Here is a 14,940-nt window from a genome sequence, read left to right as displayed (position 1 = left end):
GCAAGCATTTTGCGGGGCTTTTTTAACTCGAAGCAAGCAGGATTTGCCAGGCTTCCTGTACCTGGTTGTTTTCCAGTAATTTCTTGGCATAAGTATGCAGTTCCCGCTCCATTTCGTCGGGACTTATGCTGTAGTATTGAATGATATTTTTCAGGTGATCGTCGCTGAACGCCGGATCGATGGACGGTATTTCGTGCACGTTGCCGAGTTGTCCGAGGTTATTGCCCGTGAGGATGCCGCTGTTGCGGATAGATGCCGGGAGTGCATCTACCCCGATACCTAATTTCAGTTGCGGTTTATCCACCTCAAATACTGCGTTACCGGAGGCGCGGCAGTAATAGTCGGCGCCCATGCGGGCTACGAGATCAATTTTATGTGGATCTATTTTTCCGTGCTCGTTTAACACTTCGTCGTTAATGTGCATCACTACCGGTTCGCAGATCACGAGGTTGCCGGCACCGCCTTCCTGGCCGGTTTCGATTACCTCGCGGACAATGCATTCCAGTTGTACCGGGCTTTCCTTTACCCGGAAAGGTTTTACTTTTTCGGAAGCGATGGGGTGAAGCCGGACTTTTCGAACTCATTCACTCCTTTTGGATATTCGCAGCTGGAAAGCGAGGCCTGTTGCACCATATCGTAACTCACCACGTTAATTACGACTTCTTTGTTGGCATACACATTTTCCAGTGTATGCTTCACCGTATTGTCGCGCACACGGCGCGCCGGCGAAAAGATGAGTGTAACGGGGTTGGAGCCGAACACGTTAAAAAAGCTGAAGGGCGAAAGGTTGGGGACGCCATTTTCATCTACCGTGCTGGCAAAGCAGATGGGCCGCGGTGCAATGCTGCCCAGCAGGTACGCATGCAGTTCGCTGGTTTTTACTTCGCCCGGAATAAGTTTCATAATGGTTTGTTTTGGTCTTTGATCTTACACGTTTTTCTTGATCTTCAGCAGGCTGAAGTCACTGTCTTCCGCCACAATGGTGTTGGACAGTCGGCCAAGTCCGTCGATTTCCATTTCTACCACGTCGCCGGGTTGCAGCCATTGTTCGGGGTAATTGGGATCATTGAGTTTGCCGGTGCCGTTGAGTTCCGTGAAGCAGCCGGTGCCTACGGTGCCGGAGCCGATCACGTCGCCGGGCAGGATGTCTGCGCCATACGAGCAACGTTCCACGATTTCCGCGAACGTCCAGTCCATATCGCCCATATTGCCGTCGCTTACCTGTACGCCGTTTACCCAGCACTTCATTTTCAGGTTGTAGGCATTACCGGTGTGGCCGGGCTTGGGATCAATTTTATAAGGCTCCAGTTCGTCCGGTGTCACCAGCATCGGGCCTATTACGGTGCTGAAATCCTTGCCCTTCGCGGGGCCGAGGTTCAGCTTCATTTCCTCCATTTGCAGGGTGCGCGCACTCATGTCGTTCATGATCATGTAACCGCCGATGTACTCATCGGCTTCCGCGGCAGGAACGTTGCGGCCACGTTTGCAGATCACGATGGCGGCTTCCAGCTCAAAGTCCAGTTTGTCGAAATGGTCGGGCATGCACTGGATGTCGCCGGGACCCTGGATGGCATTGTGATTGGTAAAGTAAAAGATCGGGTACTGATCAAATTCTGGGATCATGTCCACTTTGCGGTTGCGGCGTGCAGCAGCCACGTGCTGGCGAAACGCGTAACCATCACGGCACGACGCCGGGAACGGAACGGGTGCAAGCACCTGCACATCTTCATAGTGAATACCGATGGCAGTGGAAGGCTTTTTACCTTCTTTAATGCGCTGGTCAATGCTTTGGGCCAGACCAATCACCTCATCCCACATCAACAGGAACATGTGCATGGTGGTAGGGAGCTCGGGATGCAGATCCTGCATGTTGTATAGTTTGCCGTCCACCAACATGGCTAACTGGTCTACTTCCTCGCGTAAATACGTGACTAATTTCATATCAATTTTTTTGTGGTGTATGAGGGGCCAAATATAATCAGATTTGTGATGCCGGTTTTTGCGTTTTTATAGACTTTGATAGCTGCGGTTAGTTTATTAGATTTATGCATCTTTATCAACCTGGAATGATGTTTAGAGCTATTTTAACCATGGCGGTGATGAGCGTATTTGTGTGTCAGATTCATGCACAATCCCGCACGGATAAATTTCTGGACAGTTTGCTGCGGGCAAACGCGTCGCCCTTACTCATGCGGGTGCTCGATCACCCCGACTCCTTCCAGTGCCAGCTTATTTACACCCGCATCGACCGGAATGCCGTTAATTTACCGGCTTTCCGGCAGTTTTACCTGACGTGGATGCGAACCGCTATTTCAATCCCGCATCTACCGTAAAAATGCCGTTGGCGTTCCCGGCGCTGGAAAAACTGAATTCCCTGAAGCTGGACAAAAACACGCCATTGTGCATTGATAGTGCATACACGGGGCAAACTCGGGTGAGTGGCGATACATCGGCTGTTGGCGGCTTTGCCAGTATCGCTCACTATATTAAAAAGGTGTTCCTGGTGAGTGATAATGACGCGTACAATCGTTTATATGAATTTGTTGGCCAGCAAACCATTCACGAAAAATTGTGGGCAAAGGGATATAAAGAGGTGCGGATCGTGCGCCGCTTTGCACCGATGACCGAGGAGGGCAACCGGCATACTAATCCCTTCCGCTTTATACGGAATGGTCAAACGGTATATACACAGCCAGCTGCGTACAGCAATTTAGTGTTCGATTACAGTAAACCCGTGTTCGTGGGTACCGGTCACTGGGATAAAAACGACAGTCTCATTAACGCGCCGATGGATTTTACGCGGCATAATAATGTACCGTTGCAGGACCTGCAGCAAATGCTGCAATCGGTGTTGTTTCCGGCTTCTGTGCCGGCCAGGCAACGTTTTCATCTTACTAAAAAGGATGAGGATTTTTATTCAGATATATGTCTGAGTTGCCCCGGAATCTGTCGCTCCGCGTTACGATACCGCGGAGTATTTCGATAGTTACACGAAATTTTTCCTCTTTAAAGCGGGTCGTACTAAGCCACCGTCTTACATCCGTGTGTTTAATAAAACTGGCTGGTCGTACGGTTTTTTAACGGATGTGGCTTACGTGGTGGATTTTAAAAATAAGGTGGAGTTTATGCTCAGTGGTGTTATTTACCTGAACCGTGATGGTGTGCTGAACGATAATAAGTATGAGTACGAAGAAACCGGCTACCCGTTTTTCAAGGAGGTGGGCGAAATAATTTATAAGTATGAACTGTCGCGTAAACGGGCATACACGCCCGATTTGCGCAGGTTCCAATTCCGTTATGATGATTAGACTGATGATCTTTTTAGGGTTGATTTGTCCGCTGCTCGCATCGGCTGGCCCCGATAGCGCCTGGGTGCGCATCAACCAATTGGGATACACACCCGAAGGGATAAAGGTGGCGGTGCTCGGCGCGAAAGGCAGGCTGGCCTCAGCCGCGTTTACCGTATGCGAGGTGGGTACTAATAAAATTGTTTTCCAGGGGAAGACAGGTAAAGACTTCGGCGCCTGGGGCCCCTTCGTCCACACCTGGCGTCTTAACTTCTCCGGTTTCAAGAAGCCCGGCACGTACTATGTAAAGTCTGGTGGCGCCCGCTCGCCCGAGTTCCGCATCGCGGCGGATGTGTACAACGGCACGGCGGATTTTTGCCTGCAATACATGCGTCAGCAACGCTGTGGCTTCAATCCTTATCTGAAAGACAGCTGTCATACGAAAGACGGCTTCACCGTATATGGCCCCATGCCGGATGGTTCTTACATCGATGCCCGTGGCGGCTGGCACGATGCCACGGACTACCTGCAATACGTGACCACTTCCGCCAATGCTACCTACCATTTGCTGGCGGCATACCGCGATTTTAAACCCGTGTTCACCGATCAACATTTATCGAGTGGACTGCAGGGCGCTAATCAAACCGCTGATGTGCTCGACGAAGCCCGTTGGGGGCTGGACTGGCTGCTCCGCATGCATCCGCAGGATGACCAGATGTTCAACCAGATTGCCGATGACCGCGATCACCGCGGCATGCGCCTGCCGAACGAGGATACATTGACCTATGGCGGTCCCGGTACGGCGCGGCCCGTGTATTTCTGCACAGGCGAACCACAGGGCCTTAAAAATACAAGAACCGGTCTACGGGCCTGGCTTCCACGGCCGGCAAATTCACAAGCGCGTTTGCACTGGGCGCCGATCTGTTGCAAAAGGCCGATCCAACATACGCGGCGCAATTGAAACAGCGCGCGCTATCGGCCTATAAGCTGGGGCTAAGTCAACCCGGCGTATGTCAAACCGCTCCCTGCGGCGCACCTTACTTTTACGAAGAAGATAACTGGAAAGATGATATGGAACTGGCCGCTGCGCAACTCGGCCGGCTTACCAACGATGCCGTTGTATTGGCACAGGCGCGGCAATGGGCGCAGGACGAACCGGTAACGCCGTGGATGGGGGCCGATACGGCGCGGCATTATCAGTGGTATCCCTTTCATAATTTCGGGCATTACGAGTTGAGCACCACTGACGCTGGTGCCGGGCATGTTTCGGGCAATAGCGCTGATGGTAGCACCGGTCAGCCTGCCAGCAGTTATATGTCCATGTACCGCACCGGCATTGACGCGGTGTGGCGAAAAGCGAAAAGCAACGCCTTTTATCGCGGTATTCCCTTCATTTGGTGTTCCAATAACCTCACGGCCTCGTTTGCCATACAGTGCGGCCTGTATCGTCGCGCTACCGGCGATGAAACTTACCGGGAGCTTGAGCAGGCCTGCATAGACTGGCTTTATGGTTGTAATCCCTGGGGAACGGGCATGGTAGTAGGGCTACCTGCCAAGGGGGACACGCCCGAAGATCCGCATTCGTCATTTACCCATTTGCATAATTATCCGGTATCGGGTGGACTGGTAGACGGCCCCGTGTATACCAGCATTTATAAAGGATTGCTGGGTATTACACTGCATGGTGGCGATGAATATGCTCCTTTCCAGTCCGATCTGGTAGTGTATCACGATGACTTTGGCGATTATTCGACCAACGAGCCCACGATGGACGGTACTGCCAGCCTGGTGTACCTGATGGCGATGCAGGAATATGAGGCAAATCATTTTAAAAAACGATAGTCGGTAACTTGCCGCATGTGAGCTACAGCCGCGGCGGCATCATCAGGGGCGATAGTACCCGTAAAGCCCCGGCGCTCGTATTTACCGGCGATGAATTTGCCGATGGTGGCCAACATATCGCCAACACATTAAAAGCCGCCGGCGTAAAGGCTAATTTCTTCTTTACAGGCCGCTTTTACCGGAACCCGGCCTTTGCTGGCATTATCCGACAGTTGAAGCGGGACGGGCACTACCGGGGTCGCACTCGGACGAGCATTTACTGTACTGCGACTGGAACAGGCGCGACAGTTTGCTGGTTACCCGGGAACAGTTCGATAAAGATCTTACGGATAGCTATAGAAGCCTGGCACGGTGGGGCATAACGAAGGAGCAGGCGCCTTATTTTCTGCCGCCTTACGAGTGGTATAATGATACGATTGCGGACTGGACGCTTGCCGGTGGGCTAAAACTGGTTAACTTTACACCCGGAACCCGGAGTAATGCCGACTATACCTGGCCCCAGATGGGCAGCCGTTACCGTAGCAGCCAGAGATATACGACTCAATTATTGCGTACGAAACGCAGCATGGAAGCGGCCTTAATGGCTTTTGCTGCTGCTGCATATAGGAACGTCGCCGGAACGGATAGATAAATTTTATTTTAAGTTGAGCAAAATGGTGCGATATTTACAGTCGAAAAATTATCGATTGCTGACCGTGCCGGAGTTATTGCAACCTTAGAACAAGCGCAGAAACAACGGGCTACGGCAAAACGAAAATGTAAAAACCTACGACTGTCACCGGAATTTACATTGATCAAATTTTAAAAAACTATTGAGTCATGCAGGTCGAGACAAAAGTTAAAAACAAAGGACAAGCAAGATTATTTGAAAGCGAATATCTGGAAATCCTGACCAAAACGCATCCGCTGATCATCTGGGGTATGTACCTGCCGCTGATCGTATGGAGCCTTTTTTATGCGAATAGCCATTATGGTTATAGCTGGCAAACCGTAATGATGGTGTTCGTCGGTGCTATCTTTTTCTGGTCCTTTGCAGAATATGTGCTGCACCGCTTCGTGTTTCACTGGGTAAGTGAAAATAAAGCCGTTCAGCGTTTTACCTACCTGTTGCACGGTAACCACCACGAGTTTCCCCGCGACCGCCAGCGGCTGTTCATGCCGCCGGTGCCCAGCCTGATCCCCGGGCTGCGGTATTGTTCGCGCTGCACTATATTTTCCTGCGTCAGGCAACGTTTATGTTCTTCCCGGGCTTTATCCTGGGGTACCTCATCTATGGGACGATGCACTACGCCATCCACGCCTGGAATCCTCCTTTTAAATGGATGAAACCTTTATGGAGAAATCACCACCTGCACCATTACAAAGACCACGATCGCGGCTTCGGTGTAAGCTCGTCTATCTGGGACCATGTTTTCGGTACTTTCTTTATTGGTGTTGATGAGGATAAAGAAAAAGCGCAGGAGCTGATGTTCGAAAAGAAACAGAAATAACTTTCTAAGTATACATAAAAAAGCCCCGACATTGCGTCGGGGCTTTTTTATGTATACTAGCAGTCCATCCATTCTCCGGGATTATTTTCCCGGCTGGCCGCGCGGGATTTGACCTTTTGCAGTTGCCGTTCTATGATAAGGCGGGCAATGAGCAGGTAGGCGTCTTCGTTGCCTTCCCCGGCCAGGATGTCTTTTATCTTTTTTCAGAAACGTCTACTGTGTACAATAACACCACGAATTGCTGGAAGTCCTGGCTGATGAGTTGTTCCAGCCGTTCGGCCAGCAATTGCTCCAGTTTTTCCATGTCGGCATGGCCCCGGTAGCGTAAGCCGGCTTCCTTTTTCAGCAGTTTGCCGGCTTCCAGCAAATGAGGATCTACGGGCATTTTATTTGATCTGCTTGATTTTGTAGGAAGCGTTGGTCACCACTCTCACCGGCACTTTTATTTCGTTTTTGATCTTCTTCTTTTTGTTGATCTGGTAGGTGTAGTTGCCTTTCATTTCGGTGTATTGTGTACTGATGCTGGGAAAGCCGCTTTCACGGTTGATCAGGTAGTTGCTCTGCATATCGCCGCCAATCTCCGCGGTTGCTTTAATATCGTCGTCCGGGGTAAGTATTTCCAGCTTATCGGTCTTGATTTTTGCCGTTCCACCGATCTTTGCGGTCTGGCTGTCCCACGTCTGCAGGTTCCAATAAAGGTCGGTGCGGCCTACCAGGCCCGTGCGTAATGGCACGCTTTCTTCCCATTGTGTACCGGTTTTAATGCCGTGCGCGGGGTAAATTACCAGTAACTGCTCCAGCCAGGAGCGAAAGGCTTGGGAGCCGAACTGGTCGGCCAGCAGCTTTTCGTATGCTTTTTCTCATCATCCTTTAAAGTGGAAAATGCTTTAGACGCTTCTGTGATCAGGGCGTCCAGACCTTCTACCTTATTAATGATGCCTGTATTCTGAATTTCCACCGTAAAGGGCTGGTCCACGATTTTAGCGAGGGCTGCGGCCAGTGGCTCTTTTGCATTGGCCACGCGGGCGTCTACCAGTGCGTTTACGTTCTTGGAATTATAATTAAAGCGGATTTCCTGGTATTTCCAGGTGAGGATGCTCACGCCGGGATTTACGGTAGTGGCCTCGATGTTGATTTTGCCGTTAAAGTCGCGGGTGGTGCGCTGCTGGATATCATTTACCGTCATATAGGTTTCGCTGCGGCTTTCCATGTTCAGCTCAAACTGGTTTCCTTTCTGAAAGTTGTAGGTCAGCGACACATAATTCTGTTCCTGCGCCTGCGCTGCAAAGCTGCCCAGTGTAAGCAGGGCGGCCGTCCAAAATTGTTTCATCATCATTATTTATCAAACATATTTTTCAACAACACCAAGGCCAAACAGCGCAAAATCATATTTCACAGGATCTTCCGGGTCTAGTTCCTTCAGCTGTTCCGTGAGTTGTACGGCGGTACGCCAGTTGGCTTCGGCTTTTTCTATCATTCCCAGCCTGGCGGCCACTCTTGCCACGTGAACATCTACGGGGCAAACCAGCTGGCTGGGTTTTATGTGGCTCCATACTCCAAAATCCACGCCATTCTCGTCTTTCCGTACCATCCAGCGGAGATACATGTTCAGGCGTTTACAGGCGGAGTTTCTGGCAGGGGTGCTGATGTGTTTCCGGGTGCGATCCGGGTGCTCGAGCATAAAAACATTTTATGAAAGCCGATCAATCCTTTTTCCACTGTAGGGTCGTCCGGGCTCATGTGCCCGCTAAAGGCATGCTCCAACGAGTTGATATTCATATAATAATGCTGCAGATATTCTACGAAGTACAGCAGATCCAGTCCGTTAAAAGTGCGGTGGACGAACGACATCAGCCGCATCCGTTCGCGGGGCTGGTGATTCAGGATAAAATCGTAAGGGGCATCGTCGAACAGCGACATGAGCTCCCTGCATTTATTGATGATGGTGGTTCGGTTGCCCCAGGCCAATATGGCGGCAAATAGCCCCGCAATCAATCTCAATATCCTGCAGCGTTGAGTATCGGTGCGGTATTGAAACAGGGTCGCCGTCAATAAACGCCGGCTGATCATAGTGGGCTACTTTAGCCTCCAGGAATGGTTTTAGCTGCGCCTTCATTTTACGTTTTCGGTTGTAAAACTGGCCTTACATGCGTACATGTCAGCGCCGGTTCATAGGTGTAATGGTTCATTTCGCGGCTATGGTGGCCGGAATGGTCTAAAAATACGGAGTTTGAGCGACAGTTCAGCAGTTTATCCCCTTCTTTCCCGGAAAATTATCCAATAGCGGTATTTAAATCGGATATCAGGTCATCAATGTCTTCAATGCCTACGCTGAGGCGGATCAGCGAGTCGGTCAGGCCATTCTTCAATCTTTCTTCCCGGGGAATGGAAGCATGGGTCATGGAAGCCGGGTGTCCGATCAGCGATTCTACGCCGCCCAGGCTTTCGGCCAGCGAGAAGAGATGAGTGTTGCTCAATACCTTTTTCGCGGCATCTATATCATCATTTTTCAGGGTGAAGGAGATCATGCCGCCGAAGCCGCGCATTTGTTCGCGGGCAATGGCGTGGTTAGGATGATCTTCAAACCCGCACCAGTACACCTTATCTACTTTTGCATGGCTGCGGAGGAATTTAGCGATCGCCTCGCCGTTTTCGCAGTGGCGCTGCATGCGCACGTGCAGGGTTTTAATGCCGCGGAGCACCGGGAAAGCAGTCCTGGGGACCCGGTACGGCGCCGCAACTGTTCTGGATAAAGGCGAGCTGCTGGTGCAGGGCGTCGTCTTTAACGATGATAGCGCCGTGAACTACGTCGCTGTGGCCGCCAAGGTATTTGGTGGCGGAATGCACAACGATATCGGCCCCGAGATCCAGCGGATTTTGCAGGTAGGGAGAGGCGAAGGTATTATCTACTGCGAGGAGCAGATTATTTTTCTTTGCGATCTTGCCCACGGCGGCGATGTCGATAACATTGAGCATCGGGTTGGTGGGTGTTTCGATCCAGATCAGTTTTGTTTGCGGTGTAACATAATCAGCTACACTGCTGGCATTTTGCATGTCCACAAAACGGAAATGGATGCCGTAGCGTTGGAATACCTTGGTAAAAATGCGGTAGGTGCCGCCGTAAAGGTCGTTGGAGGCAATGACTTCGTCACCGGGATTCAGCAGTTTGATGACTGCGTCCGTGGCGGCAAGCCCACTGCCGAAACAGAGGCCGTGTTTGCCATTCTCGATGGCGGCGAGGGCGTTTTGCAGGGCGTCGCGGGTGGGGTTTTGCGTGCGTGCATATTCGTAGCCTTTGTGATCGCCGGGGGCGTTCTGTACAAAAGTAGAAGTCTGGAAGATGGGTGTCATGATAGCGCCGGTAGATGGATCGGGGGAAACGCCGGCGTGAATAAGTTTTGTACCTAGTTTCATAGAATGTCCGTTTTATGCAATGTACTGGTTTTCATCAAAAAATGTGCTGAAAGCGGTTGGTGGCTGAAGTGGGTGGTCATAGCGGGGCACTGAAGGGAGCGGAAAAAGAGGACGGAATTATCACTTGGATGATTACACGAAAGTTTAGCGGTGATAAACTCCTGCAACAACTGTGCATTTGGCTGCGTAATAGTACGGGTGCGGGTTTATACGTATACGTGGCGGCGAAAAATGGATAAAAAAACGCATTCTGGACGTTTGGCTACGGTTACGAACAATTTTAATGCGTTCACCGGAAAGCGTTTTTCCCGCGCTTAATATTGGGGTAACTTTACCGTAGGTTTTTCATAGGATATGGTTAAAATTTCTGAAGGCGGTATTCTTACCGCTTTTTTCTTACTACCAATTAACTATTATTTATAAAGAAAGGGCCTGGCGATTGCCAGACCCTTCGTATTTACAGGTAGTTCGTTTTACTTCGCTTTCTTAACGGCCGGTTTGGCGGGAGCGGCGTCTGTCCACCTGATAGGCAGAGCTACGCGGGTTTTGTCCCACGCCATTACCAGGTTAGCCCCCCCGACGACGCTTTTCGAAGGCCATGGTAAAGGCTTCGGTTTCGTCTGCATTGTTATCGGCGGTTACCTCGGTGCGTACTACGTCCATGGTTTGCTCATATTTATAAGCGCCCCAGATATCGGTTTGCTTATTGATGATCATCGTCCATTTGCTTTCGCCGGGAATGGCGTAAACGGTGTAGCGGCCTTTGGGAATGGCTTTGCCGCCGATAGTAACGGGGCGGAAGAATTCTACCTCGGTAGCTTCGTTAGCCCCGCAGCGCCATACCTTATTATATTCGACAAGATCGCCGAAGATGGTGCGTCCTTTCTTTTGCGGGCGGCTGTACACGACCCGGGCTACGAGGGTACCGGGTTCGCCTTTCACTTTAACCACATAAGGATACATGGCCGGGTAATAGGCCATATCCATGGGACTGGGATCGACGGGCGGCAGCTTTTTGTCTTGTGCCATGGCTGGCAGGGACAGGCCTGCGGCGAGTGCGATGCATGCAACGAATTTCCTCATATTCAACGGTGGATTAGAATTGTTAGACAGTAAATATGCCCCAAACCTACGGAAAATCTTAAAAAGAAGGCGCAGTGGATCCGGGGGCTTCAAGATAACTTTTTACATAACGGAGAAGGTCCGGGAAGAATTGCACGTAACAGTCCTTTAACGTATCATAATGATCTTCAAAGGCTTTGAATGCATCGGCCCCGGAGGCCTGGAGGTATTTTGCGCGGCGGGCAATACCATTAAAAGAACTGGCGATGCCGCTGCGTTCGCGGTAATGCAGTAGCCAGTTGTGCTGGCGCATGTAAGAAAACACCTGTTGAAACACCGGCGGCAATTCATCGTGATGAACGGCGAGAGTGGAATACACTTGCCTGGAGAAGGTTTCCAGCGATGCCGCCGTAAAATGCTCGGGGTCGTTGGCAAGGAAGTGATCGTAAATAATATCGATGAATACCGCGGAATAAGCCCCTACAAAGGGTTTGAGCGCTGCTTTGGCGCGCGCGGTGGCAGGATGATGATCGGTATAGGCATCGATGGCGCGATGAAGGCGTACGCCCTGTTGCACTGCCGGCGCGTATTGCAGCAGTTGTTTGCCCTTTACAAAATCGGCTATCATGTTTCCGATAATGAACGGTTCATGGTTAAAAGAAAGATATGCGTGCGCCAGGTAGTTCATATGCAACGATGTAACGTATACGCTGAAACCCTTGTGTGCAAAGGATTAGCGGAGATCAAATATACACTAAAATATCAGATTGTCCGATTCCGAACTTTCCTTGTACGCATTTGAACGGCGTTTTTTGCCTTTACCGGTTGTCACCAAAAGGGGCTTTTAACAGAAGCTTAACACCCATTTTTGCAACATTCGTTGATTCGTCGCAACTCCTTTGCTGGAAAGGGTTTTAGGCGATTAAATTGCTCCGTTTTTAGTAGATGTTATAACACACTTCACAATCAATTAACGCAGCTTCACCACTCTTACATATTCACTTTACTTAGCTTTGCGGCGCATATTACCTTTGTTTCAACAAATCAAACAAACAAAAGCAACATTAAATTTTTTCCGCCATGAAAAAAGTAATCGCCATTCTAGTTGCTGTTGTTGCGTTCTTTACAACCAACACAGCTAATGCCCGCGACGGCATCTCGATTAGTAACAAGAAAGTAATCGAATCATTTGAAAGAGAATTTGCAGGTGCTGCAAATGTTACCTGGTACGAAGGTACTAAGGACAACTACGTAGCCAAATTCACCATCAAATCTTCAAAAGTTACCGCTCACTTTGATAACGACGGTAACCTGCTCGCCACTTCCCGCTACATTACCGACAGCGAACTGCCGCTGAACGTAATCACCAAACTGATGAAGAAGTACCCTGACCAGAACATCCATAATGTAGTGGAGTATGATGCGGATGGTGCTACTACCTACATCATTACCCTGGAAAGCGAAACACATTGGACTACCGTTAGAGCTACTGCTACTTCGGTTGGTACCTACAGGAAGCTGAAAAAAGCATAATTGTTTTAGTCTCCGCCAATCCGGATTTTTTAAAGATCAGTGTTTAGGGCCGCAGGTATACCTGCGGCCTTTTTTATATTGATGTTATTTCTTTAGGACGGATGAACACCGTATCTACGGCGCCGGTTATTTTCGGCATAGTACAATGGCGCAGGCCGGCCGCTTTCCTGAAAATTTGGCTACCTTTGCCCCTCTGAATTTGTAAACAGATAATAGAACATGAACAAAGGACCGATTTCACAGTTTATCCAGCATCATTACCGCCACTTTAACTCGGCGGCACTGGTAGATGCTGCCAAAGGGTATGAAACGCATTTGCTGGAAGGTGGTAAGATGATGGTGACGCTGGCCGGCGCCATGAGTACTGCCGAGCTGGGTATCTCCTTCGCCGAGATGATCCGCCAGGGTAAAGTGGACATTATCTCCTGCACAGGTGCTAACCTGGAAGAAGATATCATGAACCTCGTCGCCCATACTCACTATAAAAGGGTGCCTAACTACCGCGACCTCAGTCCGCAGGAAGAATGGGATCTGCTCGAACAGGGTTTTAACCGCGTAACCGATACCTGCATTCCCGAAGAAGAAGCCTTCCGTCGCATCCGGTACACATCCACAAAATCTGGAAAGATGCGGAAGCTGCCGGCGAACGTTATTTCCCGCACGAATACATGTACAAACTGCTGCTGAGCGGTGTAATGAAAGAGCATTACGAGATCGATCCTAAAAACAGCTGGATGATCGCCGCCGCAGAACGTAATATTCCCATCGTAGTGCCAGGCTGGGAAGACAGCACCATGGGCAACATCTTCGCTTCTTATGTAATTAAGGGCGAACTGCAGGCTTCTACCATGAAGAGCGGTATCGAATACATGGTAGCCCTCACCGAATGGTACCGCGCTAACAGCGCCGGTAAAGGTGTTGGTTTCTTCCAGATCGGAGGTGGTATTGCCGGAGACTTCCCGATTTGCGTAGTACCTATGATGTACCAGGACCTGGAATGGCATGATGTGCCGTTCTGGAGCTACTTCTGCCAGATCTCCGATTCTACTACTTCCTACGGTTCCTACTCCGGCGCCGTTCCGAACGAAAAAATCACCTGGGGTAAACTGGACATCAACACGCCTAAGTTCATCGTGGAATCTGATGCGACCATCGTAGCGCCGCTGATCTTTGCATGGGTATTGGGCTGGTAAGCTTTATTATTCTTTATGTTGATAGAAAAGGTCCGGGCAACCGGGCCTTTTTGTTTGCCCCAGGCCCACCCTTTTTTTTCTTTTTAAGGAACTTTCTGTTAATTACTGTCTTCTTTGTAAGCAATCTAATATGTATATTAGACACTTATAGACCATTGACATCAATTTTTTAAACCAATAAAAACCAATTCTCCCACGTATGAGAAAGCTCCTTCCGCTTTTAACAACGGCAGTGCTGGGCGCAGCCGCCTGTAACCAGGGTGGCACCAAAAGCAACGCAGACACCACAAATACCGCAAATTCCTCCGTTGCCAATTCCGTAGAGACCATTGCCCCCGCCGCCGGCTTCGACACCACCATCGATGGTAAACAGGTGAAAATCGCCTACCTCAAAAACAGCAACGGCATCGAAATGGCCGTTACCAACTATGGCGCTAAAGTGGTTTCGCTGCTTACCCCGGACAAAAACGGCGTAAAAGACGATATCGTACTCGGTTACAGCGACCTGAAAGGGTACCTCACCGGCCACGAGGAATATTATGGCGGCGTAGTAGGCCGTTATGGCAACCGCATTGCCAAAGGCAAATTCAAACTCGACGGTAAGGAGTATTCGCTGTTCCTCAATAACGGTAAAAATACCCTTCACGGCGGTAAAAAAGGATACAATGAGGTGGTGTGGGATATGGAGCAGAAGGATCCTAAAACCGTAGTATTTCATTATTTGTCGCCCGATGGCGAAGAAGGTTATCCAGGTGCACTAGATATTACCATGACTTACGAACTCACCGATAATAACGAGTTTAAAGTATCGTACAGCGCCACTACAGATAAAGCCACTATCGTAAACCTGACGCACCACAGCTTCTTTAACCTGCATGGCGCAGGTAACGGCACGATCAATGATCACGTGCTGTACCTGAACGCAGATAATTTTACGCCGGTAGACAGCACCCTGATCCCTTTGGGTAAAAACATCCCGGTAAAAGGCACGCCGTTCGACTTCACCACGCCTACCGCTATTGGCGCGCGCATCGACGAAGACAACGAGCAGCTGAAATTCGGTAAAGGTTACGACCACAACTGGGTACTGAACAAAAAGGCGATTCGCTGACCCTGGCA

At 50.0% G+C, this 14,940-nt stretch carries 22 protein-coding genes and 1 pseudogene; 12 read left to right on the top strand and 11 right to left on the bottom strand.

Annotated elements, in window-relative coordinates; translation table 11 throughout:
- Positions 1-22 precede the first annotated feature (22 nt).
- From MKQ70_RS25985 to MKQ70_RS25975, 3 genes are all read right to left on the bottom strand, one after another.
- Positions 23-445 (bottom strand): hypothetical protein, encoded by a 423-nt coding sequence (locus tag MKQ70_RS25985; RefSeq protein WP_248075405.1) that lies wholly within the window; start codon positions 443-445, stop codon positions 23-25.
- Positions 446-537: 92 nt separating this feature from the next.
- Positions 538-903, bottom strand: a complete 366-nt coding sequence (locus tag MKQ70_RS25980) for a flavin reductase family protein (protein WP_248075403.1) — start codon at positions 901-903, stop codon at positions 538-540.
- 24 nt (positions 904-927) lie between these two features.
- Complete coding sequence (locus MKQ70_RS25975) at positions 928-1,941, bottom strand: fumarylacetoacetate hydrolase family protein (protein ID WP_248075402.1); 1,014 nt, start codon at positions 1,939-1,941, stop codon at positions 928-930.
- Between the two features lie 158 nt (positions 1,942-2,099).
- Between MKQ70_RS25975 and MKQ70_RS25970 the strand changes: the two genes are divergently transcribed.
- The 8 genes from MKQ70_RS25970 (at position 2,100) to MKQ70_RS25940 (ending at position 6,619) form a co-directional block, all read left to right on the top strand.
- On the top strand, positions 2,100-2,333 hold the full coding sequence (locus MKQ70_RS25970) for a hypothetical protein (RefSeq protein WP_248075401.1): 234 nt from the start codon (positions 2,100-2,102) through the stop codon (positions 2,331-2,333).
- A complete protein-coding gene (locus MKQ70_RS25965) occupies positions 2,294-2,986 on the top strand; it encodes a serine hydrolase (protein ID WP_248075399.1) in 693 nt (230 codons plus the stop codon). Before MKQ70_RS25970 ends, MKQ70_RS25965 begins: the two co-directional genes overlap by 40 nt.
- Before the next feature lie 58 nt (positions 2,987-3,044).
- Complete coding sequence (locus MKQ70_RS25960; RefSeq protein WP_248075398.1) at positions 3,045-3,308, top strand: hypothetical protein; 264 nt, start codon at positions 3,045-3,047, stop codon at positions 3,306-3,308.
- Positions 3,298-4,248 carry a glycoside hydrolase family 9 protein gene (locus tag MKQ70_RS39585; protein WP_282456723.1) on the top strand — a complete coding sequence of 317 codons (951 nt, stop codon included), beginning with the start codon at positions 3,298-3,300 and terminating at the stop codon, positions 4,246-4,248. Before MKQ70_RS25960 ends, MKQ70_RS39585 begins: the two co-directional genes overlap by 11 nt.
- Positions 4,212-5,129: a glycoside hydrolase family 9 protein gene (locus MKQ70_RS39580; protein WP_282456722.1), complete on the top strand. Its 918-nt coding sequence runs from the start codon at positions 4,212-4,214 to the stop codon at positions 5,127-5,129. The genes MKQ70_RS39585 and MKQ70_RS39580 overlap by 37 nt, the downstream gene beginning before the upstream one ends.
- A gap of 17 nt (positions 5,130-5,146) precedes the next feature.
- Positions 5,147-5,491, top strand: coding sequence for a polysaccharide deacetylase family protein (locus MKQ70_RS25950; protein ID WP_248075397.1), 345 nt, complete (start codon positions 5,147-5,149; stop codon positions 5,489-5,491).
- Between the two features lie 457 nt (positions 5,492-5,948).
- Positions 5,949-6,455, top strand: coding sequence for a sterol desaturase family protein (locus tag MKQ70_RS25945; RefSeq protein ID WP_248081894.1), 507 nt, complete (start codon positions 5,949-5,951; stop codon positions 6,453-6,455).
- Positions 6,365-6,619 carry a sterol desaturase family protein gene (locus MKQ70_RS25940; protein WP_248081666.1) on the top strand — a complete coding sequence of 85 codons (255 nt, stop codon included), beginning with the start codon at positions 6,365-6,367 and terminating at the stop codon, positions 6,617-6,619. The genes MKQ70_RS25945 and MKQ70_RS25940 overlap by 91 nt, the downstream gene beginning before the upstream one ends.
- Before the next feature lie 193 nt (positions 6,620-6,812).
- On the opposite strand, the gene MKQ70_RS25935 is transcribed toward MKQ70_RS25940, so the two are convergent.
- The 8 genes and pseudogenes from MKQ70_RS25935 to MKQ70_RS25910 form a co-directional block, all read right to left on the bottom strand.
- Positions 6,813-7,004, bottom strand: a complete 192-nt coding sequence (locus MKQ70_RS25935) for a hypothetical protein (RefSeq protein ID WP_248075396.1) — start codon at positions 7,002-7,004, stop codon at positions 6,813-6,815.
- Between the two features lies 1 nt (position 7,005).
- Positions 7,006-7,805, bottom strand: a pseudogene (locus MKQ70_RS25930) (DUF6263 family protein).
- A gap of 156 nt (positions 7,806-7,961) precedes the next feature.
- Positions 7,962-8,300: a DUF2400 family protein gene (locus tag MKQ70_RS39575; protein ID WP_282456721.1), complete on the bottom strand. Its 339-nt coding sequence runs from the start codon at positions 8,298-8,300 to the stop codon at positions 7,962-7,964.
- Positions 8,228-8,689, bottom strand: a complete 462-nt coding sequence (locus MKQ70_RS39570; RefSeq protein ID WP_282456720.1) for a DUF2400 family protein — start codon at positions 8,687-8,689, stop codon at positions 8,228-8,230. Before MKQ70_RS39570 ends, MKQ70_RS39575 begins: the two co-directional genes overlap by 73 nt.
- A 203-nt stretch (positions 8,690-8,892) precedes the next feature.
- On the bottom strand, positions 8,893-9,321 hold the full coding sequence (locus MKQ70_RS39565; RefSeq protein WP_308199184.1) for a PLP-dependent transferase: 429 nt from the start codon (positions 9,319-9,321) through the stop codon (positions 8,893-8,895).
- Positions 9,305-10,033 (bottom strand): trans-sulfuration enzyme family protein, encoded by a 729-nt coding sequence (locus MKQ70_RS39560; protein WP_282456719.1) that lies wholly within the window; start codon positions 10,031-10,033, stop codon positions 9,305-9,307. The genes MKQ70_RS39565 and MKQ70_RS39560 overlap by 17 nt, the downstream gene beginning before the upstream one ends.
- A 567-nt stretch (positions 10,034-10,600) precedes the next feature.
- Positions 10,601-11,116 (bottom strand): DUF2911 domain-containing protein, encoded by a 516-nt coding sequence (locus MKQ70_RS25915; protein ID WP_248075395.1) that lies wholly within the window; start codon positions 11,114-11,116, stop codon positions 10,601-10,603.
- 58 nt (positions 11,117-11,174) lie between these two features.
- Positions 11,175-11,783, bottom strand: coding sequence for an acyl carrier protein phosphodiesterase (locus tag MKQ70_RS25910; protein WP_248075392.1), 609 nt, complete (start codon positions 11,781-11,783; stop codon positions 11,175-11,177).
- 392 nt (positions 11,784-12,175) lie between these two features.
- Here MKQ70_RS25910 and MKQ70_RS25905 point away from each other — a divergent pair, with 392 nt between their 5' ends.
- From MKQ70_RS25905 to MKQ70_RS25895, 4 genes are all read left to right on the top strand, one after another.
- Positions 12,176-12,628, top strand: coding sequence for a hypothetical protein (locus tag MKQ70_RS25905; protein ID WP_248075390.1), 453 nt, complete (start codon positions 12,176-12,178; stop codon positions 12,626-12,628).
- 219 nt (positions 12,629-12,847) lie between these two features.
- Positions 12,848-13,315 (top strand): deoxyhypusine synthase family protein, encoded by a 468-nt coding sequence (locus MKQ70_RS39555; protein ID WP_282456718.1) that lies wholly within the window; start codon positions 12,848-12,850, stop codon positions 13,313-13,315.
- Entirely contained in the window at positions 13,297-13,821 is a 525-nt protein-coding gene (locus tag MKQ70_RS39550; RefSeq protein WP_282456717.1) for a deoxyhypusine synthase family protein, read from the top strand. The genes MKQ70_RS39555 and MKQ70_RS39550 overlap by 19 nt, the downstream gene beginning before the upstream one ends.
- A gap of 199 nt (positions 13,822-14,020) precedes the next feature.
- Complete coding sequence (locus MKQ70_RS25895; protein ID WP_248075389.1) at positions 14,021-14,932, top strand: aldose epimerase family protein; 912 nt, start codon at positions 14,021-14,023, stop codon at positions 14,930-14,932.
- The last annotated feature ends 8 nt before the right edge of the window (positions 14,933-14,940 follow it).

Source organism: Chitinophaga sedimenti, assembly GCF_023156195.1.
Lineage (GTDB): Bacteria > Bacteroidota > Bacteroidia > Chitinophagales > Chitinophagaceae > Chitinophaga > Chitinophaga sedimenti.
This window is presented reverse-complemented; position numbering and strand designations above follow the sequence as displayed.

Coding starts and splice junctions, on each gene's coding strand:
- MKQ70_RS25980 (WP_248075403.1), bottom strand. CDS start 903: ATGAAACTTATTCCGGGCGAAGTAAAAACCAGCGAACTGCATGCGTAC.
- MKQ70_RS25975 (WP_248075402.1), bottom strand. CDS start 1,941: ATGAAATTAGTCACGTATTTACGCGAGGAAGTAGACCAGTTAGCCATG.
- MKQ70_RS25970 (WP_248075401.1), top strand. CDS start 2,100: ATGAGCGTATTTGTGTGTCAGATTCATGCACAATCCCGCACGGATAAA.
- MKQ70_RS39585 (WP_282456723.1), top strand. CDS start 3,298: ATGATGATTAGACTGATGATCTTTTTAGGGTTGATTTGTCCGCTGCTC.
- MKQ70_RS25945 (WP_248081894.1), top strand. CDS start 5,949: ATGCAGGTCGAGACAAAAGTTAAAAACAAAGGACAAGCAAGATTATTT.
- MKQ70_RS25940 (WP_248081666.1), top strand. CDS start 6,365: ATGTTCTTCCCGGGCTTTATCCTGGGGTACCTCATCTATGGGACGATG.
- MKQ70_RS25935 (WP_248075396.1), bottom strand. CDS start 7,004: ATGCCCGTAGATCCTCATTTGCTGGAAGCCGGCAAACTGCTGAAAAAG.
- MKQ70_RS39575 (WP_282456721.1), bottom strand. CDS start 8,300: ATGCTCGAGCACCCGGATCGCACCCGGAAACACATCAGCACCCCTGCC.
- MKQ70_RS39570 (WP_282456720.1), bottom strand. CDS start 8,689: ATGATCAGCCGGCGTTTATTGACGGCGACCCTGTTTCAATACCGCACC.
- MKQ70_RS39560 (WP_282456719.1), bottom strand. CDS start 10,033: ATGAAACTAGGTACAAAACTTATTCACGCCGGCGTTTCCCCCGATCCA.
- MKQ70_RS25915 (WP_248075395.1), bottom strand. CDS start 11,116: ATGAGGAAATTCGTTGCATGCATCGCACTCGCCGCAGGCCTGTCCCTG.
- MKQ70_RS25910 (WP_248075392.1), bottom strand. CDS start 11,783: ATGAACTACCTGGCGCACGCATATCTTTCTTTTAACCATGAACCGTTC.
- MKQ70_RS25905 (WP_248075390.1), top strand. CDS start 12,176: ATGAAAAAAGTAATCGCCATTCTAGTTGCTGTTGTTGCGTTCTTTACA.
- MKQ70_RS39555 (WP_282456718.1), top strand. CDS start 12,848: ATGAACAAAGGACCGATTTCACAGTTTATCCAGCATCATTACCGCCAC.
- MKQ70_RS39550 (WP_282456717.1), top strand. CDS start 13,297: ATGTACAAACTGCTGCTGAGCGGTGTAATGAAAGAGCATTACGAGATC.
- MKQ70_RS25895 (WP_248075389.1), top strand. CDS start 14,021: ATGAGAAAGCTCCTTCCGCTTTTAACAACGGCAGTGCTGGGCGCAGCC.